The sequence below is a fragment of the Armatimonadota bacterium genome, from assembly GCA_016789105.1.
Lineage (GTDB): Bacteria > Armatimonadota > Fimbriimonadia > Fimbriimonadales > Fimbriimonadaceae > UphvI-Ar2.
Genome location: JAEURN010000008.1, coordinates 195,470 through 220,549 on the forward strand (window position 1 = coordinate 195,470; position 25,080 = coordinate 220,549).

Consider the following 25,080-nt stretch of genomic DNA (forward strand, 5'->3'; position numbering starts at 1 on the left):
CATTTTGTTAGATTTTTGATGGAGCATGAACCAAAGCGCCACTATGCGAGCCGATTGTGGGGAATTGTCGGCGCCAGCCTCGTCATCGCTTCGCTTATTGCGATGCCGTTTTCTGTGCCGTCCGGGTTCGCGGGGCTGCTTTTGGGAATTGTTTTGCTCTTCTCGCAACTCGTCACAAGGGTCAAACCTTCGGAACTTGCGGCGGACATTCCTGGAGAACTGACCGAGGTTTGGGGCTTGCTCCGATGGATGGCCAGCCGGCGCGAGCTCAGCATGAGAACGCATCCCGAACTCCGGGATTTGCTTGAAGAAATCGCCGAATCCCGGCGGACCACCCTTATTGCACTCAGGTCCGGGGCATGGAAAGACCGCGCCCGCACGCCGGAAGGCGCCCAGACGATCCGTGATATCGAAGTTGTGCTTCAAACCGCCTTATACGACTCGGTCTTCATCGGCAGGCACCTCTTTCGGGGGAAAGGGCAACGCGATTCCACCTTTCGGTCGAGATGTGCTGACCCGGCTTTCGGGCGGGATGCCCTGGCGGCAGTGGGGGAAATCCGTGACGAGGTCAGGGCGCTCTGCGAATCAGCCTTGGCGGCCGGCGAACTGAGCGACCTCCGGGTCAACCTTATTCAAAAACGCTTTCAGGCCCTGGTCGAAGCGGAGCGGGAGTTGGAGGCAGAGACAACCATAGACGCATTCGACTAATCGCTATGGGATGACACCGGGAAGTTCAACTCCAACCAACTGTGTCTTTCCGTTTGAAAACTGCAACGTGCACGATATCACGACCTTGCGGCGGATACCAACCAGCCGTGCATCCCGGTCAAGTGTAGGAGATCCCGGCATGAGTTCAAGTCTCTGCAATTCTTTAGAGGGGCCACTCGACACCAGATCCGCAAGGTTTTTGCCGATCATTTCATCGAATGCCTTTGGGTCTGCCCCGCATTTACTTGTTAGCCATCTTTGAAATTCAACAAATTTGGCATTGTAATACTGTCTGAATTCTTCATACAGTTTCCAGTAGGATTCAGCACCGCGGGCCAGACAATCCTTCAGTTCACCCGCACTCCTTGGGCTGTTCAGCATTTTCTGGGTCAGTGTCATAGGAACAAGCGAGTCCAGGACTTTGGCTTCCCGTGCGCTCTCCTCGGAAAACCGATGGAACTGCGTCGTCTCCGGGTAGATGCGCGACGGGGCCCGGAGCTTGGCCCTTGCATGGCTGTCCTCCAATGTTAGCTCTGTGATAGGCTCAACAATCAGGTTGCCAAACCCGACAATTCTGTTGCCTATCCAGGGCCTTGTTACATATGAAGTCAACATCGACTGATCTGCTGGCGACAGACGATAGGTACCTGTATCAATATCACAGTCCCCTTTGTCCTCACTCATAGTCCTTTCGTATAGGCTGAGGAGAGTTCGGAATGCTTCGATGCCTGTGGATGAGGTATCCACTAGGACTACAGATCCGGGCTCCCGAATAATGAGCAAGTGCTTTTCTTCTTGCTCGTGAATGCCTAGTTCGAAGCCTTGCCAAATCGTGAAGTCTGATTCAGAAAACTTAATGTTTACGGCGTCATTGCCAGCAATCCACACAATTGTATCCTTTTGTAGTGATTGTTGGATGCCAATCAGAGCCAATGCCAAATATGTCATGATTCAATGCTTTTTTGAGGACTGTTTACGCTGAATTACTCGCCAAAGCGGTATCGATAAACGAGCGGATAGCAAAAATGATCAACTTGAATTTTCGTGTCGCGTCGTACAGCCAGCTGATATTCGCTTTGTCCACCTTCGATTACAAAGAATGCCTTGTATGCCGGTTGGTTACTCCCGATTGGCACTTGCCATGGCAACTTCAGGCCGTCCTCGGATGCTTCTTCCGCTCGACACTCTTTGTACCTAATTTGAACCTCTAGGGCATAGTCCGGAGGAATGAGAACCGGCTCAGGGTCGTAAGAGAAACTTCTATTGAATCGACCGAGTGCCGAACCGAACGGTTGACCCCAACTGACGCTCTCTGGAATCGGGGCTTCTCCCAAAGTCTCTATATTGCGATCCAACCAGTTCCAAACACCGGCCGGTGGATCTAAAACGATATCATGGTCTGAGATATTGAAGATTGCAAATTCCACAGGCTGCAGATCTATCTATTGGAGGCTTAAGCGCACTTGAACAGCAGTGAGGACGGCGGCAATGAAGTCCATGCAGAAAAAATACCCCCCCCCCCCCCCGCACATTATTTTTGCTTGAGATCATTTTTGGATCTTAAAACCTCTCATTGGGCTTCGTCGGGGACTTTTTTTGATCAGGCCCACACGGTCGAGACCGGGCCGTGACCCAGCCATTCGTCCACAGTCCCAGAATTGACGCCCTGATGCAATACCAACCCGTGGGTCAGTGCCTGGCCGCTCACTTCCCGCAAGTATCTCAGCGCCTCAAAATCGGCCGGGGTGGGATCGCCATGCCCCAGGACGGTCAAACCCAGTATCCGACCATCCCCCAAAGCCACCACAATGGGCACCGAATGGTGCCGGGTGGACCGGAAGTGCATTACTTCATAGGGCATATCAGACCAACCTGATTCTTTGACCAATTCCATGGCCACGAACTGCGCCCAGGCATCTTGATCCATGGCTCGGCCCGAGAGGTGATGCCAAATGCCCGTGTCCACAAAAGCCAGTCGGGCGGTTTTGGCCGCCTTGCCCCCGTGCAGGGCCGACCACGCAGGCACCGGGTGAACCAGGTAGACCGCTTGCAACAGGCCGAGATAGCGGGTCAAGCTGGTTGCCGGAATCCCGGTGTCCCGGCTGAGCTGGGTGATGTTTTGCACCGAATAGGGGTTGCGGGCCAGAACCTGCAAGAGGTTGGGCAAGCTGTGCAACCCCTCGATCTGCGCCAAATCGCGCACGTCCCGATCCATCAGGGCGCGAATGTATGATGAAAACCAGGCGTTCCGCCGGGATGCGCTGGCGCGCGCAACGGGTTCCGGGAACCCGCCAGATTCCACCATCCGGTCGGCTCCGGGCGCCAATGAGCCCGACAGCCACCGATCCACAAATGCCTTGGGTTGGTTGGCAAGCTCCGATTGGGCAAACGGAAATAGAGTGAACACCTCCATCCTGCCGGCAAGCGAATCGCTGAGTTTAGGCAGCAGCATCACATTGGCCGAACCAGTCAAAACGAACCGGCCCGGGCGGCGATCTGCGTCGACCACCTTTTTGATGCTGCGCATGAGTTGGGGCGCGCGCTGCACCTCGTCGATCACGACACCATCGGGGAATGTGCGGAGCCAACCTTCCGGGTTGGAAACGGCCGCCGACAAGGCCAGGGAATCATCCAAGGTCACATAGGGTAACCGGCACACCTTTTGGACGAGTGTGCTTTTGCCCGCTTGGCGTGGCCCTTGGACGACGAGGACGGGGGTGTCGGCGAGCGCCTCTTGGAATTTTGCCGCAATCCCACGGCCGACGTATGCATCCATGCTTTCATAAACTTACCTCAAAACAGAGAAAAATCCACCACCCAGCGGTGGATTTTTCACCGCGACGTGTAACCCTCAGCGCCGGGCGGCGACCAACATGTCGAGCCAGTGTTTGCTCCGCAGGTCGTCGGTGTCCACACCGTGGTTGTTGGTGCTGCTGTGGATGAAGTAGGCCCCGCCATCTTGGAAGTAGCCCAAAAATATGCCCGTGTGGCCAATCTTCCCGCGTTTCTTATCCCAAAAATAGAGCCGGTCGCCGGGTTGCAGATCCTCTAACCGTTCCACCGGTTGCCCGACTTTGGCCTGTTCGGCCGCGGTCCGCGGCAGGTCGACGCCGATCTTCCCAAAAAGCTGTTGCACGAATCCACTGCAGTCGATCCCGTTGGTCAGGCTGTTCCCGCCCCAAACGTATTTTGTCCCAATGAACTTATAGCTGTACTGGAGCATTTCCTGCTTGTCTTTGGGGTTGCTCACGGCGGTTCCAGATGTCCTTGCCCCGCCCCGGCTGCTCATCTGGGTGCCATTGCGGCTGAACTGGTAATCCTTGGGGATCTCGACATCATAGGGCAGTTCGGCAACCGTTTCACGCAGGACGTAACCGGTCCGACCGTTTTGCAGCAGCACTGCGAGCCATTTTTCGTACTTGGTGTCGTTGATGACCAGATATTGGTACGCCTTCAAGCTCCAAAGTTTGGTGGAGCCCGTGCTCATGTTCGAGTAGATTTTGGATTCTTTGATGGATTGGCCCAGCCGCCCCACCTTGACCATATCGGAACCGGCGGGCGCAGAGCCGTCGTTGGCTTTGGCTTGGGCACCGGCAAGAGGCGCAACGGCCAAAGCCGTCACGATCCCGATCAGCCTAACATTTTTTCGGATCTGGTCGAGCATTGCTTTTGATTATGGTCCTTTTCTGGCTGGTGAAGAGCCCTACACCGTTGCCAAGACGCGCAAAAACCCCGCAATGATCGGTAGTCCCGGCTGAGAACCCAGAATTTTACGGGTGGCCCGCTCTGGGTGCGGCATCATGCCGAGCACATTCCCCGCCGGGTTGACGATCCCCGCGATGTTCCGCGCTGAACCGTTTGGATTCGCCAATTCTTCTACGGCCCCAGATTCGCTGCAATAGCGGAATGCCACCAAGCCCTCGCCTTCCAGCCGGTTCAAAACGGTGTCATCAGCCAAATATCGGCCCTCTCCGTGAGCGATCGGGATGGGCAGCACCCCCTCAACCCCGGCAGTCCAAGGGGAGGTGTGTTGGGCCGCCGCCAGGTGTACGGTTGCGCAAACAAATCGCTCGCCCAAGTTGGGCATCAGCGCCCCCGGCAAGATCCCGGCTTCGCAAAGGATTTGGAACCCGTTGCAAACCCCCAACACCGGCCGCCCAGCGGAAGCAAATTCCTGGACGGCGGCCATCACCGGCGACCGGGCGGCGATGGCCCCACACCGCAGATAATCGCCATAGGTAAACCCTCCGGGGATGAACACGCCGTCGAATCCGGCTAGGCTCGATTCCCCATGCCAGACGTATTCGGACTGCACGCCCAAGTCTTCGCGAAGGCTCCACAGCGCATCCTGGTCGCAATTGGAACCAGGAAACTGCACCACCGCGATCTTCACGGCACAACCTCGATCGAATAGTCTTCGATGACCGGATTGGCCAGGAGCCGCTCGCACATGGCGCGGACGCGGGATTCATCATAGCGCTCAAGCTCCAATGTCACCGTTTTGCCAATCCGGGCCCCCCCCACTTCGCCGAACTCCAGATCCCGGAGCGACTTGGCCACGGTGCGGCCCGCAGAATCGAGGAGCGAGGGCTTGAGAGTGATGTTCACACGGACCGTGACCATGTCCGGATTGTGGCAGACCAAGGCCCAGCGGCCAGGGCCAGTTCAGGCAACGGCGCGGGGGTCGGCTTCAACCTCAATCGGCAATCGGGCATCCAAATCGAAGACGATGGCCGCCCACTCCCGGCCGTACCGTTCGCACCGCGCCGGGTGGGCTTGGTGGCCCCGGACCCGCATCGGCGCATCCGCGCCAACCAACAAGGTCAACCCGCGCACCGAGTCGCCGCACTTCAGGGTCAGTTGCCCGCGATCGACCCGGTAAGACAGGCGGCGGCGGGCCAGCTCGAATTTGGCGAGCTCCGACGGGCTGAACGCCTTGTAGCCCAATTCGATCAGCCCCCGCAACATCTGGGGCAGGTTCAACTCGAACCGTGACTCCGCAGCGTGGGAGGTCAAGAAGTCGAAACGGAATGTCCCGTTGAACCGCTGGATCCTCTGAGCCAGATACATCGTGGTTTGGAACGGGGTCACCCAACCCGGCGCAAACGAAACCGCCGGGATTTCGACCACTTGGAACTTCGCATCGTGGGTCACCGGGACAAACGGCCGCCCTGTGCCGAACAGGAAACCGGCCGTGCCCGGCTGGCGACCCCCCTTGCTCAGCATGGCGACGGCACCCGTTTCTTCGGCCAAGGCGTACATGCGGGTCAGCCCAAACCAGGCGCCATCCCACCCTTTCATCACTTTGAGTTCGCTGCCGACCCCCCGGGTCAGCGCCGTGTTTTGAACCTTGACCTGGCGTGTGGACGCGTCGTGCTTTTCGGGTTTATAGAGGTGGCCAATGTCGTGGCCCCAAGATTTGAACGTCCGGTAAACATCCAAAGGAAGGCCGGGAGGGGGAACCATCCATGCGGCCCGCAAACCAAACCGGGCAATCAAGGCCGCCGACGTTTTGATGTGGTCGATCAGGCTGCTGTCGCATTCCACATCGACCGTGCAAGCCACGTTGTGGTTTTCCGGCAGATGCCACACCAAGGCGGGGGCTAATCCTGTTCGCCCGATCCCGGCCAACACCAACCGCAGGAACTGTTCGCGGAGCATATCCAAGTGGGGGGTCAGGAAGGCTGGATCCAAACCCTCTCCCGGCTGCGCCCGATCCGACCAGAGGAATACGGTGCCATCTTCGGCCCGCAAGACCCCATCTTGGGTGTAACAACTCCCGTCGCACGGGCCGACCAGATCGGTGCTGACGCCCCGGCCCATCGCCATCAAGGCCCCGGTCATGCCCGCATGCGGGGCAAACACGCTGACCTTGGAGCCCGCTGACACCAAAGGGTTGCCGTGGGAATCCAACGCCAAAACTTCGCCCGGGAGCTTTTTTGCTTGCTCCCCGCCAAAGAACAGGCCGCCAAAGCAATCCTCCGCCAAAACCGAAACGGCCTCCGGGGCGCAGAGGTGGCAGCGGCAATACTTGTGGCCGGTCGCCGCGATGTCGAAAAGGTATTCCCCGTGCCAAAAGCCGCCGGTGACCACCACGTGCCGCCCATCTTTGGCAAGCCATTCGGCCAGGCCCTTGCGCTGTTCCCCGGTGAGTTTGCCTTGCCCACACAGGATCAAAACATCATATTCCGACGGGTCGTCCAGGATGGATTCGCTGCCGATTTCGCAGACCAGGCCGGTTTGGCGCAAAAGTTCGCCATACCAGGCCGAATAGGGGTCCGCCGACGCCAAGACCGCGCCGACCCGCGCAAAAGAGACACGATCCATAAGCTCCGCCAAAGGTCATTGTTGGCAGGTCGCTTTGCCCCGTGTAGACCGGGACGCCTAAACCCGGTGCGGTATCCATAGGGAGATGAAACTGCGACTCGGCCTTCCTAAGGGCAGCCTGCAAGACGCCACCTTCGCCCTGTTCCAAAGGGCGGGGTACGACGTGAAAGTGGCCAGCCGCAGCTACCATCCGGTGATCGACGACCCAGAAATCGAACCCGTGCTCCTGCGCCCCCAAGAAATCCCCCGGTACTTAGAAGACGGGCTGATTGATGCCGGGCTCACGGGCCACGACTGGATTTCGGACTGCGGGGCCGACCTGCACGAAATCTCCGAGCTCTGCTACAGCAAACTTACGTCGAACCCCATCCGGGTCGTGTTAGCCGTTCACAAAGACAGCCCCTATGAACAGGCTGAAGACCTCAAGGGAAAAACCGTCGCCACCGAATACATGCGCCTTACCCAAAGGTTTTTTGCGGAGCGGGGGGTGGATGTTCGGGTCGAGTTCAGCTGGGGGGCCTGCGAAGTCAAAGTCCCCGACTTGGTCGAAGCCATCGTCGTCAACACCGAGACCGGTTCCAGCTTGCGGGCCCACAACTTGCGCATCGTCGAAACCCTCCTGACCTCCACAACCCGGTTCGTTGCCAACCGGGAAGCGTGGGCCGACGAAAGCAAACGCGAAAAGTTGGAAAACCTGGCGATTCTGTTGGATGGAGCCATGAATGCCAGCCGCCTGGTTGGACTCAAAATGAACGTCCCCGTCGACGCCCAAAGCCAGGTCCACGCGATTCTGCCGAGCTTGCAAAACCCAACGATCTCCCCGCTGGCCGACCCCGGCTGGGTGGCTATGGAAGTCATCCTGAGCGAGCATGATTCGCGCGACTTGATCCCCCGGCTCAAGCGGGCGGGAGCGACCGGCTTGGTCGAATACCCCCTCAACAAAGTGGTCTATTGAGCAAAGCCGGGCAACAAATAGCCTCCGTGCCCCGGAACTTCCCGGGGCATCACAACCCCATCGGAAAAGCCAACCCCGGCCCCGGGTTCCGGGTCGTGGTTGAAGTGCGTGTCTAAATCCACGTAATCGCAAAGTCCGCTGACCGCCGCCGATTGGGCAATGCCGACCGCGGTCTCGCACATGCAGCCGATCATCGTCCCAAGGTTGAGCGCCCGGGCTTTTTGCAGGATGGCGAGCCCGTCGCTGATTCCGCCGGACTTCATTAACTTGAGATTGACCCCGTGGCACCGGTCACCAAACCGGTCGACATCGGTTGAACTTCGGATGCTTTCATCCAAGTAGATCGGTAGAGCCGAAGAACGGAACACGTCGGGCAACTGGTCTTCGGCTCCTTTCACGAGGGGTTGTTCGATGTATTCGCAGCCCCGCCCGTTCAACCACTCGGCCATGTCCAAAGACTCCTGGGCTGTCCACCCACCATTGGCGTCGGCCCTCATCGCGACGCCAAAGGGTTCTGCCGCTTCGCGGGCGGCATCCCAAATCTCTTTATCGTGCGCGCGGCCGGCGGGGCTGCCGAGCTTGACTTTTAAGGCGCGGCCTTGGGTCATGGCCAGGATTTTGGGAACGCGCTCTAAAACAACCGCCACCGGTTCGATCCCAATGGTCACGCTGGTCGGCGCGGTCGGCAGCGGTAACCCGAGGAAACGGTACAGCGGCATCTTCGCCCGTTTGGCGGCCAGGTCATAGAGAGCGCAATCCAGGGCCGCCAAGGCAGTCGGCTCGATCCCCCTCCGGTGGCCTTCTGCCCAGATCTCGGCCGGTTCTGCGGATTGGGCCATTTCGAACAGGGGGGACAGGGTCTGGCCAGCCGTGTCAGCGAAGTCGGCGGCAAGCCCCGTCGCCGGTGCCCCCTCCCCAATTCCTTCCACCCCGTCCTGTGCGGCCACCACGAACAAGTTGCGCGTTGTGCCGCTCGTCCCTCGGCTGATGGTGAGCGGGAAGAGCTTGGGGACATCGACGGCAAAAGTCCGGAACGTGATCGCCATTTCTGGATTGTGGCCGAGCCACCCCAGTTACCCGCTACTTGAGGATGTATTGGACCGAATCGTTTTTGATGCTGACCAAGCGCAATCCGTCGTCTTCAATCCTCATCCGCTCGGCCGTCGCATCGCAACCCGTGGCTTCAAAAAGCGTGGGATCGCCTTCTGACCAAGAAACGCTGACGGTGCTTTCGGTGCATTCCACCGCCGCCGAAGTCAAGATCTCTAGAAGCTCGCCGGTCATGGCGATCCGGGCAGATTTGATAGCTTCTGCACCGGCATGGATCCGCCCGTCGGAATCCGACCAGGTTTCCACGCCAACCTGGTTCAGCTGATCGACTGGCTGAGATTCGAACAACACGAAGTCATCGCTGGCAAAGTTGCCGTCCACATAGAAAAACCCCCCGGACGAATCCTTGAAGACCACCCTCGTCCCCATCCATCCAGACGTGTCCCCCACCGAGACCGCGTACGGCCCCGGAGCGGGGACGACGGTTTCATAGGTGGCCCCGCCATCTGTGAACTTGTAGCGGCTTCCGTACGGCCCTTCGTAATAGGCCCCTTTGCGGATGAGCGGCGAGAGGGGGTTGACCCGGACTGCGGTTTCGCCTGGGACGCCGGGCGAAGCCTCCCGGGCTGGAATCAAGGGAGCCACGGTGCAACCGGCCAAGCCGACGAACACGCTTGCCATCAAAAAGGTACGGATGATTATCATCTTAAGGATTTGACGTCCTTAGCCCCCGGTGGTTCCGGCCCCCCTCCCACTAGGGTGCCGGCGGGGGAGGAGCCACTGGGGCCGGAGCCGGCGATTGGACCGTGACCTCAACCGGGCGGGAGCCCGTTCCCAAAGATCCAAACTTTTCAACCAGGTCGATTCCAAAAAGCTCTTTGACCTGTTCGTTCAGGGCGATGAACCGCCGGGGGTCGAACCCGCCGGAAGCCCCCGCTGGCGAATCGATCACCGTGACCTTTTGGATGTGGGTGTCGCCGATCGTGTCCGTGAGTTGGCTGATGATCGGTTCGATCTTTTGCAAGACAAAGATGTCCCGGGCTTGATCCCCCGCTTCGGTCCAGCTTTTGCTCAACCGGCGGAGGGCTTCAGCGCGGGCTTTGCCGTCTTCGATGATCGGCGCAACCTGGGCCTTAGCGTTTTGCTCCATCGATTCGCACTCCGCTTTGGCCGGGGCAATCACGTCCGCTTCCAGCTGCCGCCTGACCTGCTCGATCCGGGCCCTTTGAACTTCAAGCTCGGCCTTGGCTTTGGCGACCTGTTGGGCAACCTGGGCTTGTTCTTCGGCAACGACCGCGGCCCGGCGGGATTTGGCGTCGGCCAATTGCTTTTCCGCTTCGGCCTTTGCCACCGATATTTCAGCGGTGATTTTGGCTTCGGTCTCGCGTTGGAAGTTTTCTGCCGCATTGACATCAGCATCGGCGTGGGCGATGGCTTCCGCGACCCGGGCCGAACTGAGGAGCTCGGCGTTCCTGATCCGGCCGATGCTATCCAGGTATTTCACGTCATCGGTGATGTTTTGGATCTTCAGGGTGTCCACCACCAAGCCGAGGGCGGTCATATCTTGCTCGACTTCGGCAACCAGACGCTCGGCAAAAAGATTGCGATCCTCGTTGAGCTGCTCGGGAGTCATGGTGCTGAGGACGCCTCGAAGTGAGCCTTCCAGTGTGGCTTTGGCAATGGCGATGATCTCATTGCGCGCTTTGCCAAGGAACCTCTCGATGGCGTTGTTGAGCATCGGCTCGTGCCCCGCCACCTTGACGTTGGCAATACCGGTCAACGAGATCGGGATGCCGCCCTTGGTATAGGCGTTGCGGGCCTCCAAATCGATGATCATGTTCGTCAGGTCGATCTTGTCGACCCGTTCTACGAACGGTCGCCGGAAATCCCGACCACCTTTCACAATCCGGTAGGGCAGCATCCGCCCGGCAGATGACCGGTTTTTGCCCGTGAAAACCAAAACTTCGTTGGGCTGGCAAATGTAAAGGAGCGATTTGAGGCTCAGGATGAATAGCGCCGTCATCGTGCCCAAAAACCCGACGACCGCACCGACCAACAGGAAGACCGTCACGCCTTGCCCCCTTGAGCCGAGTCTCCCGCAATGGTTTTGGGGATGTTGATCCCCACCGTCTTATCGACCGCATCGAACACCGCATCCAACATTCCCGGATAGGCGGCGATGTAGTTTTTGAGCGTCGAACCGTCGCCGGAATCGATGACGCTGAGTCCGTCGATCTTGACTTTTTGCACGCCCCGGCAAGCGGTCGCCAGGATGGATTCGAGGTTTTCGATCAAGCTGATTTGCATGGCATTTGGCCCGGCTTCTTTCCAGGCTTCATGCATGAGTTCCAGGGCTTGGCTGACGGCAGCCCCCCGCTCGCGGATGATAGCGGCCTCACCGCGGGCCCGGAATTCCTCGGCCACCTTGTTGGCTTCGGCGGGCAACACGCGGTCAGCCATCAGCCGGATCCCTTCCAACTCGGCGCGGATTGCTTGGAGCTCCTGTTCGGCTTTGGCGCGGGCTTCGCGGGCGGCGGCGGTGGTCCGTTCTTCTTCTGATTTCACGGTGGAATCCAGCTCGGCCCGGATTTTCCGGAGCTCGTTCTGGAGTTGAACCAGCGCGGTGTCGACATTGGCCTGCGTGACTTTGGCCCGGCCCATGTTCTCCGACTCGGATTGGGAGGCGCCCCGCCGGGCATCGGATTCGGCGATTTCGGCAGCCCGGACGATATTGGCAATGGCTTTGCGGCCCGTGGCATCCAAATAGCCGACTTCGTCGCTGACGTGTAGGATTTTCAACGTGTCCAAGTGGAGCCCGAGCTTGACCAGGTCTTCTTCGGTCTCTTGGGTGAGCTTTTCGGCAAACGCCAACCGGTCTTCGTTCACCTGCTCTGGAGTCAAGCTGGCAACGACGCCCCGGAGGTGGCCTTCGAGCGTTTCCTTGCCAACACGGCGGATTTCGTTGATGTCGCGATCCAAAAACCTTTCGATCGCGTTGTTGACGTACTTGGGGTCGCTCGTGATTTTGATGTTGGCAATCGCCTCGACATTCATGGCGATCCCCCCACTGGAATAGGCGTTGCGAACCGAAATCGGAACCTCCATCGTGTTCAGGCTCATTTTCTGAACCTGTTGGAATGGCGGGAAAGCCCACCCTTTGCCACCAAAAATGACCTTGTAGCCCTGGCCCTGCATCCCCCGGCCACCGGTGATCACCAGGACTTCATTGGGGGGGGCGATCTTGAGGAACGACCTCACGGCGATCGCGAAGGCGATGAGCATGGCCAGGAACGCCCCCGCCCCCAACGCGGCCCCGAATACGATTTGGCTGAACTCTTGCATTGTCTAACTGTCCATATACTGGTCGGCATTAGCCACGGTTACAACCGTGCCATCCACGGACACCACCACGACTTGATCCCCGGCGGCGATTGCCTGGCCCTCCAACGGGAGGGCGAGCATATCGATGGTCTCGTCTTTAACCACCAACCGGACTTTACCGGGAGATCCCGGTGACGGTGCCACCGTGACCCGAGCCGAAGCCCCCAGATAGTCCTTTTCTGAAATCGAACTATCCATGCGGTGGGTTTGGAAATATCGCATGGCGATGGCTGCACCAAGGCCAGAAACCAAGCCCACGCAAGACGAGGCAACCACACGCAACGGCTCTTGGTTCAGGCCGATCACCGTTAGCAAAATCCCAAAGCCGCCAAATCCACCCAGCAGGTAAGTCCAGAACCGGAGGCTGAAAAACGGAAGCCAAAAATCTGACCCGCCGTGGTCGAGGCCATGGTCGTGGTCAATGCCGTGCGGAGCTTCGGGGCTAGCATCGAATTCGTGGTGTCCCCCGATTTCGAAGTGGGCATCGTGATCGACATCTGAACCGCCCAAGGCACCCAACGCGGAAAGGATGATCAGGCCGAGCCCGACCACCCCCGTCACAACATAAAGCGCCAGCATGTTTGCGAACCTTTCTCTCTCTTACGGATTAGCCGGCTGCGGGGCTGCAGTGCCCAACGGCTTGCCAGACCCCGAGTGTAACTTACTTCCGCCGTGACCGATACCCATTGCCATTTGAATGACCCCGAGGCGTTCCCGAACCCTGTCGCCGCAGCCGCCGAAGCCATGGAAGCAGGGGTCGGCCGATTGGTCGTTGTCGGAGTTGATTCCGAATCCAGCCGGTTGGCGGTCGAGATCGCCAGTGTGGCCGAAGGAGTCTTTGCCACCGTCGGTTGGCACCCCACGTCGGCAGACCGGTACAAGCCCGAAGACTTGCAAACGATCCGCGATTTGGCCAGCCACCCCAAATGCGTTGCTATCGGCGAAATCGGTTACGACTTTTATTGGGACAATGCGTCCCGAAAACAGCAGGACGACTGCCTGGCCGACCACCTCGACCTGGCCGCCGAACTGGGCAAGCCGATCGTCTTCCACTGCCGCAACGCCTACCCGGCTCTCCTCGACGCCCTGGAGAGGCGCGGTGCGGGCCCTTACCTTTTGCATTGCTTTGCCGGGGACAAAAACGACGCTGACCGGGCCGTTGCGCTGGGATGCCTGTTCGGGGTCGATGGGCCGGTGACCTACAAAAAGGCTGACGACTTGCGGGCGATTTTGCGGCACATCGGCTTGGACAAGCTGGTATTGGAAACCGATGCACCCTGGCTTTCACCCGTGCCGTTCCGCGGCAAACCCAACCACCCGAAACATTTGGGGCACATCTGCCAAGGCGTCGCCGATGCGCTGGGATGCCCGGCCAGCGAAGTCGAAAAAGTCACCGATGCGAACGCCGCCCGGTTTTTTGGGATCTGACCCCCTAGTGCCAACCGTTGTCGCCGGTTCCCGCAGGGGGCGCGGCATCCGGGGTCACAGGCAGTTCGTCCCCGCCGGGCTTGGGAGCCTGTTCCGGGATCTCGTCATAACTTTTCCCTGCATCGGGCGAAAAATACTTCGGCTTCTTCTTCTCAGTCTTGGAATCCGGCTTGCTCCGGTCGTCCGGCGTGACGTTGACGTCGATCTTCACCTTAGAGAATTTGCCCTGCTCGGCATCATCGGGAGGGGAATCCGGCACGCTCTTGGGAAGGATCGCTTGCTTAGCCGTTGCGGCCTGGCTTTCCAAATAGGCATTTCCCCCGATCTTAGGGCCGATGACGTAATAGCCCACGGCCGCCATTGCCGCCGGCAACACCAACCATTTCAAGGCTCCCACCAGTACGCCCGATGCCATAACTTTTAGACGCTCCAAGCCGGCCCGCCATGGGCCTGATCCCGGACGCTACCCCTATTGTGACGCATCTGCGGCAATACTGGAGGAGTAAATGGGTGTGACCGCCTCAGAATTCAAGATATCCATCCCGGGGCCGCCCGTGGAGGCCGTTCCTCTCGGAAAAACTCCTCCCGCTTGCTATCCGCAAGTCGAGTTGCGCGCAGGGTCGGGTACGGTCACGCATCCGATCGCCGGGGCCCTCTTGGAAAATGCGTTCGTCCGCGTTTGGGTGTGCGCTTCGCTCGGGGGACGCATCATCGGCCTGTTCGACAAGCGCACCGGCCTTTGGGCCATCCCGCTCCCAGACCGCTTGGATCTGGAACAAGGCGGGATCCGGGGGGTTGAGCTCAATCACGGGATCGAGTTCCTTTGCGGGCCCGAGCGGTTGAACCGGCTCGGCCAAACCGACCTCCGAATCGTTGAAAACAGTAGCGGCGGAGCGGCGGCGTTCGTTTTCGAGTGGTTCGGCGACACCAGCTGGCATGGGGCGGTTACCCTGCAAAGCGATGGCGCGACGGTCACCCTCGAGCAGACCCTCCTCAACCGTTCCCTGCTCTCAAAGCCGTTGCGGGGAGGGGTGGCCTGCCCTGGGATGGGTTCCGACGGCGTTTGCGACGACGGCGAGGGGAACGGGTTTTGCCTCATCGATCCTGACGGGGGGCTCGCCTTGCGGTCTCCCGGTGTGTGGGCAACCCTCCCGGCCGATGGGCGGCTCGGCGGGCGCCGCGCAGATTCATGGAAGGCCACCCTTGTCCCCTTCACCGGCCTTGGGAGGCACCTCTGCTCGGGGCAAGCGATCTCGATCGGCGCGGACGGCGACCAGCTCACGACCCAATTTCACCAAACCATCCAGGGCGGGAAGATCTTCCTCTCCCTGGACGGCCAAACCCTGGAAGCCCCGATCGACAACCAGCCGGGGCCGACCACATCCACCCCTGTCGGTCAACCGGCAAGCTCGCTGGATGGAGTCCTGGTCCGCGGGGCAGATTTTTCACCCCTGGCCAAGTGGCCACCGGACGCCCAGCCGCAGCCGGTTCCCCTCAAGTTCGATCACAAAGTTTTTGACCATATGGTTCATTGCCGCATTGACCCACATGCCTTGTGCCGCATCCCAGGTATGGAGGCTGCCGCCCATGGTTGGCTCGCCGAGGCAGCGGCCCGGGCCGGCGATCGCGAACGGGCGGACGCGGAAATGGAACGGTACCTGGCCTACAACGCCGAAGACCCCTTGGGTTGGTGGCTTAAGGCCGCGATCAAGCGGGAATCCGGGCTGGACCGCACCGAAATCGACCGAGAACTCCCCAATGCCCACTACCTGGCCCCGCTGGAACCGCTCCTCAAAGCCGAAGCCTTCCTCAACACGCCGCAGGCACAGGGCCGGGAGCCGAACCCGTTGCTGGCCAGCGTTGCCGCCGACCCCGGGCAAGCTTCAGGAATCGTGGGGGCTTACCTGCGCCACGGCCTTGTGCAGAGCGCAGCACGGCTCGCCGATGAACTCTTAAGGCATCGACCCAACCAAATGGTGCATTTGCTCATCGCTGCCGCCCACATCGAACACCGGTCGATGGAGGCCACGGCTGCCGAACACGTCGCCGCCGCAGAAAAACTGCCGCTGGAACCCCCGTTCCCTTACCGACCAGAAGAAAAGGCGGCCGTCTCCCGGCTGGCCGAAAGATTCCCCGGTAGCCAGACGGTTTCGCAGTTGGCGCGGCTTACTGGGGCGGCGAAAGAGTGACCGAAAACTCGGCGGCGAATCCGAGGCCATTGATTCGGCTTAGCTGGACGCTGCGCAATCCGGGGTCTGCCAACAACCGGTGCAGGTAGGCGGAGAGTTCTTCCACCTCTTCACGGGACAAAATGACATCGATGTCGGAAAGGTCCCGGCCTGATTCATAGTCGCGGATCTGCATTGTGCGGCTCACCAACTGACATTAGCCGTGACGCCTCATGCCTGGCCGGGGTTCAGTCCCCCTCCACGGCCTGCAGCCACCGGCCGTCCGGATCACGGAAGGTCAATCCGTAAGGGGCTCCATCGGGCTCGCTCATTTCAACTCCAGATTGGCCAAGGCGTTCCGAGACCTCGTTCAAATCCCGGACATAAACAACAAGGGCGGCAGGAGATTGGTCATACCGGGCAAAACGGCTGATTTGGCGGCCCGGCCGGAGCAAAACCTCGATGCCATCCGACCGCAACCAGATGCAATCCCCACCGGGCACTTCGGCCTCTTCGAACTCCAACTGTTGCACATAAAAGTCACGGGTTCTTTGACAATCTTTACAAAAGAGTTCCACGTGCCCCAGTCGCATACAACGGCCTTTACCAGGCTCAAAACCAAACAAAGTTCCACGAAATGGAATCTGGCCTAAGAATTGAGTCTTTAGGCCAGATTCTGGTTGGTGGTCGAACTTTTGGCGATTAACCCTGGACTTGGGCGAATGTCGCTTTGAGGGCTTCGGCGCTTTTGGCCAGCAGCTCCCGTTCAGAATCGTTGACAGCCGGTTCAAAAACCTCGACAACGCCATGGCGGCCGACGACCGTTGGCAGGGAGAGCGAAATCCCGGAAATCCCAGCCTTGCCGGTCTGGGCCGACGAGACGGGAAGGAGCTTGCGGTTATCCAGGGCGATGGCCTCGACCACTTCTTTGATCGAAACCCCAACGGCGCGGCCGGCGCCACCCTTTTGGGCGATCACGGTCGCCCCCGATTTCTTGGTGGCCTCGAAGATTTCAACGCCCAATTCGGAGGTGAACCCAGGGATCGAATGCAGGCCGACCCCGTTGATGGTGGCGCTGCTCCAAATGGGGACCATCGAATCGCCATGCTCACCCAAGATCAGGGCCTTGACATCCGATGCGCCGACTTTGAAATGGTCGGCCAGCAGGCTCCGGAAGCGGGCGGTATCCAAAACCGTCCCGAGCCCAAGGACTTGGGAAGGCGGGACGATCCCCGATTCAACCGTCAGATGAGTGAGGATGTCCACCGGGTTGCTGACAACAAGGATGGTGGCCCCATCGGCGAGTTTGCACCCTTTCAGGCTGTCCAAGATGCCGTTGAACAACCCAACGTTGCGGTTGATGAGGTCCAAGCGGCTTTCGTCGGGCTTGCGCCGCAGGCCGGCCGTGATGACGACACAGTCGCTCCCATCGATCACCCCGTAATCGCCGCTGGTGATGACCTGGTTATTCAAGAGGCTGGAACCGTGGCGGAGGTCCAGGGCCTCGCCGGCCGCCATATCCGCGTTGACGTCGTTGAGGGCGATCTCTCTCACGATCCCGCCGAGTTGCAAGGCAAACGCCGCGTCTGAACCGACGCGCCCGCCGCCACCGATGATGCTGACCTTCATAGCGCTACCCAGATTATGGGCAGAGGGGTCGTGGTGAATCCGGGACGGTCAGCGGAGATCCCACAGGTAGCGGCCGGTATCGTAAATCAGGCCGCGCCACCCTGGTTGGACATCGCACCCGTTGGTCATCCGAGAATAGGGTAGCGGCTTCACGTGGCCATCTGCATGGGTCACGGTGACCATGCCGTGGAACCACGGGTAGATCGCCCCCGCGTCCGATTCCCAAACGGCCGCTTTGGCCTGCCACGCCAACCCATTGCCGAACACCTGCGTGTTGGGGGCCGACTGCAACCCGAACGAATCCGTTAGCTGGCCACCTTCCCGTTGGAACCGGCAGGGAGGGATCACCAGATAACTCCCGCCGCCCGAAGGACGGCCGCCTCGGACTTGCCAGGCCGAATCGCCGAACAGCATCGTCCGGCTGGGGTCGGCCACATCGCTCTGGCTACGCGGAGTCACCACCCACTGGCCCGCCTGTTTGAAAATCGGGGAGAAGTAAGCGTAGTTGTAGCCGTAATTGGCGCGCATCGACTTCTCGTAGTAGCGCGCAAGAGGGTTGCCGGCCGTCAGGTCCGGATCAAAGACGGAAACCGGCTTGGGGGCCGAATCATCAACCGGGCAAAAGAACAATTCGAAGTTGTTGGCGTATGGCAACAGCGACTGGACCCACGTGCGGTCGTTTGTGGCATCCGCCCTCGGTTCTGGATTATGCCGGGGCAAAAAGTACCGCTGGTCGTAGTCGTCCGTGTACAGCGCCGTGCCAAGCGAAATTTGGCGCGCGGATTCGATCCACGAAATTTGAAACGCCTGCATCTTGGCCTGGGAAAAAACGGGGAACAAGACCGCCGCCATCGCGGAAACGATGGCGATGACGACCAACAGTTCAACCAGGGAGAAGGCGCGGCGCGGCGACATGGCGGAAACCCGAACAGAGGGCTTTCTACCTAGAGTATATCAGAGCGGCGTCCCGGCCCACAAAAAAACGCATTGAGGGTGCCGGTCTGCCGGAACCCCTGGCCCTCGTACCATTTCCGCAGGCTCGCATGGCATTGGAGCGTGAGCGGCAGGCCGTATTTGTCGGCGAGTGCCTGCGCCGATTCCACCAGGGCCGTGCCCAATCCTTGGCCCCGCATTTGGCCTTCCACGCACAAATTGTAAAGCCCAACCGATTTTTCCGACTTGCTCAGCATCATGGCGGCCTGAGGTGAACCGCCAACGCCCATATAGAACAGGTTGGCGAGCGATGTCGCCGTGCTCCGGGCAACTAACATCCGCGATTCTCCTGGCGTGAACGGGAAGAACTGCTCCGCCATGAATTGGCTGACCCGCAGGCGCGAATCCGCATCGTGAGCCTCGTACAGACCGTCGGAGAGCCGGCCCCGGCCATACCGGCCAAATTGGCAAAGGCATTGCCGGAGCGAGAACCCGTTCTCCAGGAGGGCGGCCCGCAGCCCATCCGGTTGATCGCCCGGCAGCAAAAACACCCAAAGGCCATCTGGGCCACGGGCCTCCTGCCTCAGCTCGGCAGCCAACTCCCGCGGATCCCGGTCCGATTCAAAACACCCGGCAAAATGGCAGAACGACAAGGGTTGTGAACCCGTCACCCGGATGTAGCCGTCCCGGGGCAAGACATCGGTACCTGGCAGCCCCTGCGCCAACGAGATGTACGTGTGCACCACGTTTTCCCGCCCCGCCGGTGCCAGGTCGGCTAGAAGATGGTGCTCCATACCAAACCAGGAGACGTTCCACGGCGGGAAAACATTGCTCCGAGTGACACGCCTTTTCCAAGCTGGAACCCAAAATAGGCCTGGGGGCCGGTCGGAGTCAGGAAGCCGGTCGCAAAAATGTCGGAGCGGTCATTGGAGCGCCAGATATCCAAGCCCGCGCCGATTTGGAGCCCGTTCTGCGTGTCGGCCATTAAGCTGAAGCGGATCGTCGGCGAATAGAACTTCGATGGTGCCGAAAACGGCCGCCCCCTCAGCGTGGCGTCAAAAAACGCCGCGATGCTCCGGATCAAACGGTCTTTGACCAAAAAACCCCCGTAATGCCCGGTTTCCAAAGTCAGAACCGTGTGGTTGGCCAGGGCAGAGGCCAGTTTGTCCGCGTCTTCCGGCGGCACAACCGTGTCGTTGCGGGCCTCGATGACATAGGCTGGGCGCAAATCGCCGGGCGAGAGGTACGTCAACGGTTCGATGGGGCGCAGATTTTCCCTCAGTTTGTCCTCAGTCCATCCTTGGGATTCCAATATGCGCCGCTGGGTGACCGTCCGCGATGAATGCATGAGAATATGCGCCAAATCGGCCCCTCCAAGCAGGAAACTCGCCGATTTGATGCGCGGCTCCACCGCGAAAACAAGGCTGGAAACGATCGCCCCCAGGCTCACCCCCGTCACCCCGATGCTGGAACCGGCGAACTCGCGCCGGCTCTGGATCCAGTCCACCGTCCGTTGGACATCGGAGACCGATTGGCGCATCGTCTGCTTGAGTTCCTCTGGATCCGGTTGGATCGCCAACTCACCGCTCCGGTAACCCGCCGGCGTCCTCGTCAAATGGTAAGGCAAAGGCATCACCACAGAGGCGATCCCCCGCGATGCCAGCTCGACCGCCAAATCCCGCTCGAGCGCATTGTCTGTCGCCCCCCAAAAGTGAAGGAGGATGGCGACTGGGGGAGAGCCCACCGCATCTGTCGGCAAGAACACTTGCAATTCGATAGTGTCGTTTGCCGGGAACCGGCTCGCCACCGCCGAAGGGAACACTTGCCGGAATTCCGAATACGAATCGGTCCTGGCCACCTGGCGCCATTCAGAAAACGCGATACTGGGAGGCAGTGGGAATCCGTCTGATAATTGCGCTGGGTTTGGGCCCTGCGCCAATGCGGCGGATGCCGCCAAAACCGCCGCTAACGCCATGATCGCCCTTGCCACTGCCCTTTTCCTCACCGCATTCCCCCTTGCCAGCCCCGATAGTTTAGATAAGGCTTTGGATGTCGCGCTAGGGGCAGGGGGACTCAACCGCCAGACGGCTACGTTCGACCCCGTCGCCTTGGCCTATTACCGGACAGGTTTGTATCTAAATCCGGTGGAATCAGCCCTGGCGTCGAGCCCCTGGCAAACACCGGGGTTTTTCAGCGTTGTGGAACGCGACGCCCTCATCGCCAACGGCCAGCCCCACAAATTGCTTGCTGCCGCCTCCCGGCTCACCCCGTTTGGCTCCCGGCGGGATCTCCTCGGCGACCCGTCGGCCCCCTTCCTCCAGTCCAACCCCGACGGATCGTCGTTGAACCGAATCATTGAAAAGTATCGGGCGGCCGGACTGGTTGCCGGCCAACCGGAATCTCAAGGGATCGTCCCGGACGAGGCAAAGCGGGCGGTTGCCATTTTGATGGACTGCGCTTTGGCACAGCGGAAGCTCTACGACGCCACGTTTTCCGACCCGACCCGGGCAGACCGACTCCGGGCCCTGACCCAGGCCGAAGCTTTTAATGGGGGAGATCCCGCCCGGTTTTCTGAGTGGCTGGCCCTGGCCAAGTCGACCGAAATGGGCTACCTGGTGGCCGCCTCCCAAGACTTCGCGGCCACCGTCAATGCCGTGCGGCCTATCGTTGACTCGGCGGGCTTGATTGGGAACTCCACTTGGCGATTGGCAACCAAATGGGGGGATGTCGTCATCCAAGATGGCGGCAAGCAGTCCACCGATCTGGCAAACACATTCTTGGTCATCGACCTTGGGGGCGACGACACCTACACCGGCGGATCCAAAAACTGGTGTTCGGCCGTCATCGATCGATCCGGCAACGACAGCTACCTCAGCGACCCCGGCTACAAAGGCAAGATGGTTCGGGATGGGGCGACCCGGTCGCAGCAACGGCTGGCTTCCGGGCCGGCAAGGGGGTTCTTCGGCATGGCGTTCGTTGTGGATGAAAAGGGAGACGACCTTTACCGCTCCGCGGCCCAGGGGTTCGGTTCCGGCACGTTCGGGGTCGGTTACTTGCTCGATGCGGAAGGCAAAGATGTTTACGACGCCTACACCAACAGTTTGGGTTATGGGTTCTTTGGGATCGGGATCTGCGAAGACCTGGCAGGTTCGGACGAATACCGGATCTTCACCCAGGGCCAAGGGTGCGGCATGACCGCCGGAGTTGGGTGGCTGTTGGACCGCCGGGGCGACGACAAATACGTGGCCGAAGACGCCGTCCTCGACTTCAAATCCCCGCAATCGGCCGAACACAACGCCTCGATGTCGCAAGGGGCCGGATACGGCATCCGGCTCGACTATGTCTTTGGGCAAAGCCTGGCCGGAGGAATGGGGTTCCTGTTCGATCTGGAAGGGGACGACACCTACCAAGCGGGGGTCTTTGCGCAAGGGTGCGGTTATTGGATGGGGATTGGCGGGCTTTGGGATCGCGATGGTGCCGACACTTACCAATCTGTCTGGTATGGCCAAGGTTCGGCGGCCCACTTCGCAATCGGCTATTTGCAAGACGACGCCGGCGACGACGCCTATTCCGGCCAAATCAACATGACGCAGGGAGCGGGGCACGACTTCTCCATCGGCTTTCTGTTGGAGGGAGGCGGCAATGACAAGTATTCGGGCGCCAGCCTGGCTTTGGGGGCAGGGAACGCCAATGGGTTCGGCATTTTCATCGACCGGGCCGGGGACGACATCTATGCCGCCACGGGCAAGACCGTGCTCGGCAATGCCAATGAAACGCCAGAAGGCTCGTTGCGGCAGCTCAGTCTTTGCCTAGGGCTTTTCCTCGACGAACAGGGAACCGATACCTTTGCCGCCCCGGATGCCCCTTACGCGGCCAACTTGGGCAAAAACCACACTGACCATGACGCATCTGGGGCGAAAGGGATCTTTTGGGATCAATGAGCCACCCAAGGGGTTGAAGTTCCAAGAGTAAGATGGCAAACCTATGATCCCGATCCGCGACAACCTGGTGCGGAAGAACCCAGCGGTCATCGTTTGGACGCTGATCGGGCTCAACGTCTTGATCTTTTTGTGGGATCGCAATGGCGGCTTTTCTGGCCCGAACATCGGGTTTGCCGACCTCGCGATGCGCCCAATCCAGGTGGTCAAAGCCTTTTCAAACCGGGGCGACCCCATTGAGTTGGCCAAGATCTTCACCAGCCTGTTCCTGCATGGGAGCCTGATGCACCTGGTTGGAAACATGCTGTTTCTCTTCGCCTTTGGCCCTGCCGTGGAAGAAGCGATCCGCCCGCCCCGTTTTGCTCTCTATTACATCTTTTGGGGTTTGTTTGCCGCCGCGGCCCACATTTTCGTCAACCCTGCCTCCGATGTCCCCACAGTGGGGGCGAGCGGAGCAATCGGTGGCGTGTTAGGTGCTTATTTTCTTCTGTTCCCTGGGTCGCAGATCCGGGTTGTCATCCCGCCTTTCTTCTTTTGGCCCTTCACCGTGACCAGTTGGATGCTCTTGGTTGTTTGGTTCCTATGGCAAGTCTTGTTCCCCCAAGAAGGGGTTGCGAACTGGGCGCATGTCGGCGGATTCCTGGCTGGTATGGTCACGGTGCTGGTGATGGGCGGACGGAACGCCGTCTTGGCCGACAGCCCGATTGAGGAGGATGCCCATTTCGACGAAGACGACTAACCAGCCCTGGTGGGTGGCCGCCTCACTGGCCGCCACTGCGGTTTTGGCTCTGGCCAACATCGCCCCCAGGCACCAGGCCGAACAATCCAACCGCGCGGTCGGCATCGTGGTTGAGACGGACACGGTTGCCGAACTCGCCGCCACTCAGGGGCTCAGCCTTGGAGAAGGCTTGACGAAACTCAATTCTGCGCTTGGTGGGGGCAACCAGCCCTTGTTGATCCTGAGCAGCAATGAAGCCACCGTAGGGGATTTGATCGCGGGTGGTTCCATCGAAACCCGTCGCCTTGGGCCCGGAACTGTCGAATGTATTGGGGATCCTGTCCAAACCGAGCGGGTGATTAAGGCGTGGCGGGCAAGGTACGGGACCGATTGGCAAGAAGACAATTGGTTTGCCAGGCCAGACCTTTTGCGGAGCCTACCCGTCGGTTTGCCGCAACGAGATATCGATTCCGCCCAGTCAGGCGGTTACCGCCTGTTGGCCCGCATGGGCACCCCGCCAGGGGCGAGTTTGGACTACATCGATTCGGTTTTTGACAACCTCGAAAAAACGGGCGTCGTCGACTACTACCTCCCCCTGGGCGATGTCGCCTTGGGCGCACCGGACAAAGTCAAAGAGGTCAGCGAGATCCTTGAGCGGCACCACATCCGGTACGTCGCCGCAGAATTCGTCAAGACCGTCGGCGACGGTCCCCTCACCGCCAAAGCCCCGGGCAACGCCATCCGCTTGCACGCTGCCCAAACGGCCGAACTCGTCCGTATGCCCAAGTCGGCCATTGTTGAGCGGTACGTCAAAGCGGCCCGGGAACGAAATATCCGGCTCTTGCTCGTTCGGGCACCCGAAACGACATCCGAACGAGGCCTAGATGACTTTGCCACCCTTTTGAAGGACATCCGGAGGGGGTTGGAACACGAGGGGCTGGAGGTCAAACCCCCGCGGCCGTTCCAGGAACCAACCACATCCCCGATCCTCCAGGCGCTTTTGGGACTGGCGATGATCCCGGCCCTGGCCTACGCCCTCATCCGGGTGTTGGCGACGGCTTTCAAGGTGCCCGATGCCGTGCCTTGGACAATGGCCGCCGCGATTGGCCTCGCCGTCAATTTGGGTGCCACCAAGGAGTACGCTACGTTGGCCGGTGCCATCCTCTTCCCGATTCTCGCTTACTTTTGGTTTTTCGACGGTCGTCGCCCAGCCTGGTTGAGCTATCTCGGGATGTCCGCCATATCCCTGGCCGGCGGGCTCCCGATCGCCGGATTGCTTGTGGGGGTGCCGTACATGCTCCACCTGGATGTCTTCACCGGGGTGAAAGTTGCCGTCTTCCTCCCGATTTTCGTGGTGGCATGGGTCACCTTGCAAAAGCTCACCGATTGGCGAGAAGCCATGCGCCAACCCATCGTCTGGGGGACGCTTTTCACATCGATTTTCATCTTGGGCGTCCTGGGGTTCATGTACCTCCGGACTGGCAATGACAACCCCGCGGCGGTCAGTGGTCTCGAACTCAAGCTCCGCGACTTGCTTGATCGGTGGCTGGTGGTCCGGCCCCGAACCAAAGAATTCCTGATCGGACACCCCGCCCTGCTAATTGGGATCCAGCTTTGGAACCGGAATCCAGAAGCTAAATGGAGGGCGGTTGCTGGGTTCCTGCTCGTTGTCGGGGCCATCGGTCAAACCAGCATTGTTAACACGATGTGCCACCTGCACACCCCTATCATGTTAAGCCTCATCCGGGTGGGGGTTGGGCTCGGGCTCGGGTGTATAATCGGGGCCTTGGGATGGCTGGTGGTGGCGCGGATCGTGCCGCGCCCGGCCGGGGAAGATCAGTAGCG

The 25,080-nt window shown here is 60.0% G+C and carries 26 protein-coding genes; 7 read left to right on the forward strand and 19 right to left on the reverse strand.

Annotated elements, in window-relative coordinates; translation table 11 throughout:
- Positions 1–18 precede the first annotated feature (18 nt).
- Complete coding sequence (locus JNM28_09450) at positions 19–708, forward strand: hypothetical protein (GenBank protein ID MBL8068661.1); 690 nt, start codon at positions 19–21, stop codon at positions 706–708.
- A gap of 3 nt (positions 709–711) precedes the next feature.
- Here the strand turns inward: JNM28_09450 and JNM28_09455 are convergent, their stop codons facing one another.
- From JNM28_09455 to JNM28_09485, 7 genes are all read right to left on the reverse strand, one after another.
- Positions 712–1,656, reverse strand: coding sequence for a hypothetical protein (locus JNM28_09455; protein ID MBL8068662.1), 945 nt, complete (start codon positions 1,654–1,656; stop codon positions 712–714).
- A 35-nt stretch (positions 1,657–1,691) separates the two neighbouring features.
- Positions 1,692–2,135, reverse strand: coding sequence for a hypothetical protein (locus JNM28_09460; protein ID MBL8068663.1), 444 nt, complete (start codon positions 2,133–2,135; stop codon positions 1,692–1,694).
- Between the two features lie 173 nt (positions 2,136–2,308).
- Positions 2,309–3,484, reverse strand: coding sequence for an ATP-binding protein (locus JNM28_09465; protein MBL8068664.1), 1,176 nt, complete (start codon positions 3,482–3,484; stop codon positions 2,309–2,311).
- A gap of 75 nt (positions 3,485–3,559) precedes the next feature.
- Complete coding sequence (locus JNM28_09470) at positions 3,560–4,372, reverse strand: C40 family peptidase (GenBank protein MBL8068665.1); 813 nt, start codon at positions 4,370–4,372, stop codon at positions 3,560–3,562.
- Positions 4,373–4,411: 39 nt separating this feature from the next.
- Positions 4,412–5,101 carry a phosphoribosylformylglycinamidine synthase subunit PurQ gene (gene purQ / locus JNM28_09475; protein ID MBL8068666.1) on the reverse strand — a complete coding sequence of 230 codons (690 nt, stop codon included), beginning with the start codon at positions 5,099–5,101 and terminating at the stop codon, positions 4,412–4,414.
- Entirely contained in the window at positions 5,098–5,331 is a 234-nt protein-coding gene (gene purS / locus JNM28_09480) for a phosphoribosylformylglycinamidine synthase subunit PurS (protein ID MBL8068667.1), read from the reverse strand. Before purS ends, purQ begins: the two co-directional genes overlap by 4 nt.
- Before the next feature lie 42 nt (positions 5,332–5,373).
- Positions 5,374–7,035 carry a hypothetical protein gene (locus JNM28_09485; protein ID MBL8068668.1) on the reverse strand — a complete coding sequence of 554 codons (1,662 nt, stop codon included), beginning with the start codon at positions 7,033–7,035 and terminating at the stop codon, positions 5,374–5,376.
- Between the two features lie 85 nt (positions 7,036–7,120).
- On the opposite strand from JNM28_09485, the gene JNM28_09490 reads away from it, so the two are divergent.
- Positions 7,121–7,990 carry an ATP phosphoribosyltransferase gene (locus JNM28_09490; GenBank protein MBL8068669.1) on the forward strand — a complete coding sequence of 290 codons (870 nt, stop codon included), beginning with the start codon at positions 7,121–7,123 and terminating at the stop codon, positions 7,988–7,990.
- Here the strand turns inward: JNM28_09490 and JNM28_09495 are convergent.
- From JNM28_09495 to JNM28_09515, 5 genes are read right to left on the reverse strand one after another with little or no spacing between them, the layout of a single operon-like run.
- Entirely contained in the window at positions 7,984–9,036 is a 1,053-nt protein-coding gene (locus JNM28_09495; GenBank protein MBL8068670.1) for a dipeptide epimerase, read from the reverse strand. The genes JNM28_09490 and JNM28_09495 overlap by 7 nt on opposite strands.
- A 34-nt stretch (positions 9,037–9,070) precedes the next feature.
- The gene (locus tag JNM28_09500) at positions 9,071–9,745 is read right to left on the reverse strand and encodes a hypothetical protein (GenBank protein ID MBL8068671.1); all 675 of its coding nucleotides are present in this window, start codon (positions 9,743–9,745) and stop codon (positions 9,071–9,073) included.
- Positions 9,746–9,794: 49 nt separating this feature from the next.
- Positions 9,795–11,063: a flotillin family protein gene (locus tag JNM28_09505; protein MBL8068672.1), complete on the reverse strand. Its 1,269-nt coding sequence runs from the start codon at positions 11,061–11,063 to the stop codon at positions 9,795–9,797.
- Between the two features lie 44 nt (positions 11,064–11,107).
- Positions 11,108–12,382, reverse strand: coding sequence for a flotillin family protein (locus JNM28_09510; GenBank protein MBL8068673.1), 1,275 nt, complete (start codon positions 12,380–12,382; stop codon positions 11,108–11,110).
- 3 nt (positions 12,383–12,385) lie between these two features.
- Positions 12,386–13,000: a hypothetical protein gene (locus JNM28_09515; GenBank protein ID MBL8068674.1), complete on the reverse strand. Its 615-nt coding sequence runs from the start codon at positions 12,998–13,000 to the stop codon at positions 12,386–12,388.
- A 93-nt stretch (positions 13,001–13,093) separates the two neighbouring features.
- Here JNM28_09515 and JNM28_09520 point away from each other — a divergent pair, with 93 nt between their 5' ends.
- On the forward strand, positions 13,094–13,849 hold the full coding sequence (locus JNM28_09520; GenBank protein ID MBL8068675.1) for a TatD family hydrolase: 756 nt from the start codon (positions 13,094–13,096) through the stop codon (positions 13,847–13,849).
- Between the two features lie 4 nt (positions 13,850–13,853).
- Here JNM28_09520 and JNM28_09525 read toward each other — a convergent pair whose 3' ends face one another.
- Positions 13,854–14,264 (reverse strand): hypothetical protein, encoded by a 411-nt coding sequence (locus JNM28_09525; protein MBL8068676.1) that lies wholly within the window; start codon positions 14,262–14,264, stop codon positions 13,854–13,856.
- A 91-nt stretch (positions 14,265–14,355) separates the two neighbouring features.
- On the opposite strand from JNM28_09525, the gene JNM28_09530 reads away from it, so the two are divergent.
- A complete protein-coding gene (locus tag JNM28_09530; protein ID MBL8068677.1) occupies positions 14,356–16,038 on the forward strand; it encodes a hypothetical protein in 1,683 nt (560 codons plus the stop codon).
- Here JNM28_09530 and JNM28_09535 read toward each other — a convergent pair.
- The 6 genes from JNM28_09535 to JNM28_09560 all read right to left on the reverse strand — a co-directional run bounded on the left by JNM28_09535 (position 16,016) and on the right by JNM28_09560 (position 20,569).
- Entirely contained in the window at positions 16,016–16,225 is a 210-nt protein-coding gene (locus tag JNM28_09535; GenBank protein ID MBL8068678.1) for a hypothetical protein, read from the reverse strand. The two genes, JNM28_09530 and JNM28_09535, sit on opposite strands and share 23 nt — an antisense overlap.
- Positions 16,226–16,265: 40 nt before the next feature.
- Positions 16,266–16,610, reverse strand: coding sequence for a VOC family protein (locus tag JNM28_09540; GenBank protein MBL8068679.1), 345 nt, complete (start codon positions 16,608–16,610; stop codon positions 16,266–16,268).
- A 109-nt stretch (positions 16,611–16,719) separates the two neighbouring features.
- A complete protein-coding gene (locus JNM28_09545; protein ID MBL8068680.1) occupies positions 16,720–17,646 on the reverse strand; it encodes a lactate/malate dehydrogenase family protein in 927 nt (308 codons plus the stop codon).
- A 48-nt stretch (positions 17,647–17,694) separates the two neighbouring features.
- Entirely contained in the window at positions 17,695–18,561 is an 867-nt protein-coding gene (locus tag JNM28_09550; GenBank protein MBL8068681.1) for a type II secretion system protein, read from the reverse strand.
- A 29-nt stretch (positions 18,562–18,590) separates the two neighbouring features.
- A complete protein-coding gene (locus tag JNM28_09555) occupies positions 18,591–19,373 on the reverse strand; it encodes a GNAT family N-acetyltransferase (GenBank protein ID MBL8068682.1) in 783 nt (260 codons plus the stop codon).
- Positions 19,355–20,569, reverse strand: coding sequence for an alpha/beta hydrolase family protein (locus JNM28_09560; GenBank protein MBL8068683.1), 1,215 nt, complete (start codon positions 20,567–20,569; stop codon positions 19,355–19,357). Before JNM28_09560 ends, JNM28_09555 begins: the two co-directional genes overlap by 19 nt.
- On the opposite strand from JNM28_09560, the gene JNM28_09565 reads away from it, so the two are divergent.
- The 3 genes from JNM28_09565 to JNM28_09575 are packed head-to-tail and all read left to right on the forward strand — an operon-like array spanning position 20,553 to position 25,078.
- Positions 20,553–22,520, forward strand: coding sequence for a hypothetical protein (locus JNM28_09565; GenBank protein ID MBL8068684.1), 1,968 nt, complete (start codon positions 20,553–20,555; stop codon positions 22,518–22,520). The two genes, JNM28_09560 and JNM28_09565, sit on opposite strands and share 17 nt — an antisense overlap.
- A gap of 43 nt (positions 22,521–22,563) precedes the next feature.
- Complete coding sequence (locus JNM28_09570; protein ID MBL8068685.1) at positions 22,564–23,256, forward strand: rhomboid family intramembrane serine protease; 693 nt, start codon at positions 22,564–22,566, stop codon at positions 23,254–23,256.
- Positions 23,231–25,078 (forward strand): hypothetical protein, encoded by a 1,848-nt coding sequence (locus JNM28_09575; protein ID MBL8068686.1) that lies wholly within the window; start codon positions 23,231–23,233, stop codon positions 25,076–25,078. Before JNM28_09570 ends, JNM28_09575 begins: the two co-directional genes overlap by 26 nt.
- Positions 25,079–25,080: the final 2 nt, after the last annotated feature.

Bases quoted from the DNA above. Each gene is read 5' to 3' on its own strand.
- JNM28_09510 (MBL8068673.1), bottom strand. From the start codon at position 12,382: ATGCAAGAGTTCAGCCAAATCGTATTCGGGGCCGCGTTGGGGGCGGGG.
- JNM28_09530 (MBL8068677.1), top strand. From the start codon at position 14,356: ATGGGTGTGACCGCCTCAGAATTCAAGATATCCATCCCGGGGCCGCCC.
- JNM28_09450 (MBL8068661.1), top strand. From the start codon at position 19: ATGGAGCATGAACCAAAGCGCCACTATGCGAGCCGATTGTGGGGAATT.
- JNM28_09495 (MBL8068670.1), bottom strand. From the start codon at position 9,036: ATGGCGATCACGTTCCGGACTTTTGCCGTCGATGTCCCCAAGCTCTTC.
- JNM28_09540 (MBL8068679.1), bottom strand. From the start codon at position 16,610: ATGCGACTGGGGCACGTGGAACTCTTTTGTAAAGATTGTCAAAGAACC.
- JNM28_09455 (MBL8068662.1), bottom strand. From the start codon at position 1,656: ATGACATATTTGGCATTGGCTCTGATTGGCATCCAACAATCACTACAA.
- JNM28_09490 (MBL8068669.1), top strand. From the start codon at position 7,121: ATGAAACTGCGACTCGGCCTTCCTAAGGGCAGCCTGCAAGACGCCACC.
- JNM28_09525 (MBL8068676.1), bottom strand. From the start codon at position 14,264: ATGGCATCGGGCGTACTGGTGGGAGCCTTGAAATGGTTGGTGTTGCCG.
- JNM28_09545 (MBL8068680.1), bottom strand. From the start codon at position 17,646: ATGAAGGTCAGCATCATCGGTGGCGGCGGGCGCGTCGGTTCAGACGCG.
- JNM28_09515 (MBL8068674.1), bottom strand. From the start codon at position 13,000: ATGCTGGCGCTTTATGTTGTGACGGGGGTGGTCGGGCTCGGCCTGATC.
- purS (MBL8068667.1), bottom strand. From the start codon at position 5,331: ATGGTCACGGTCCGTGTGAACATCACTCTCAAGCCCTCGCTCCTCGAT.
- JNM28_09485 (MBL8068668.1), bottom strand. From the start codon at position 7,035: ATGGATCGTGTCTCTTTTGCGCGGGTCGGCGCGGTCTTGGCGTCGGCG.
- JNM28_09555 (MBL8068682.1), bottom strand. From the start codon at position 19,373: ATGGAGCACCATCTTCTAGCCGACCTGGCACCGGCGGGGCGGGAAAAC.
- JNM28_09500 (MBL8068671.1), bottom strand. From the start codon at position 9,745: ATGATAATCATCCGTACCTTTTTGATGGCAAGCGTGTTCGTCGGCTTG.
- JNM28_09565 (MBL8068684.1), top strand. From the start codon at position 20,553: ATGATCGCCCTTGCCACTGCCCTTTTCCTCACCGCATTCCCCCTTGCC.
- JNM28_09465 (MBL8068664.1), bottom strand. From the start codon at position 3,484: ATGGATGCATACGTCGGCCGTGGGATTGCGGCAAAATTCCAAGAGGCG.
- JNM28_09550 (MBL8068681.1), bottom strand. From the start codon at position 18,561: ATGTCGCCGCGCCGCGCCTTCTCCCTGGTTGAACTGTTGGTCGTCATC.
- JNM28_09570 (MBL8068685.1), top strand. From the start codon at position 22,564: ATGATCCCGATCCGCGACAACCTGGTGCGGAAGAACCCAGCGGTCATC.
- JNM28_09470 (MBL8068665.1), bottom strand. From the start codon at position 4,372: ATGCTCGACCAGATCCGAAAAAATGTTAGGCTGATCGGGATCGTGACG.
- JNM28_09505 (MBL8068672.1), bottom strand. From the start codon at position 11,063: ATGACGGCGCTATTCATCCTGAGCCTCAAATCGCTCCTTTACATTTGC.
- JNM28_09575 (MBL8068686.1), top strand. From the start codon at position 23,231: ATGCCCATTTCGACGAAGACGACTAACCAGCCCTGGTGGGTGGCCGCC.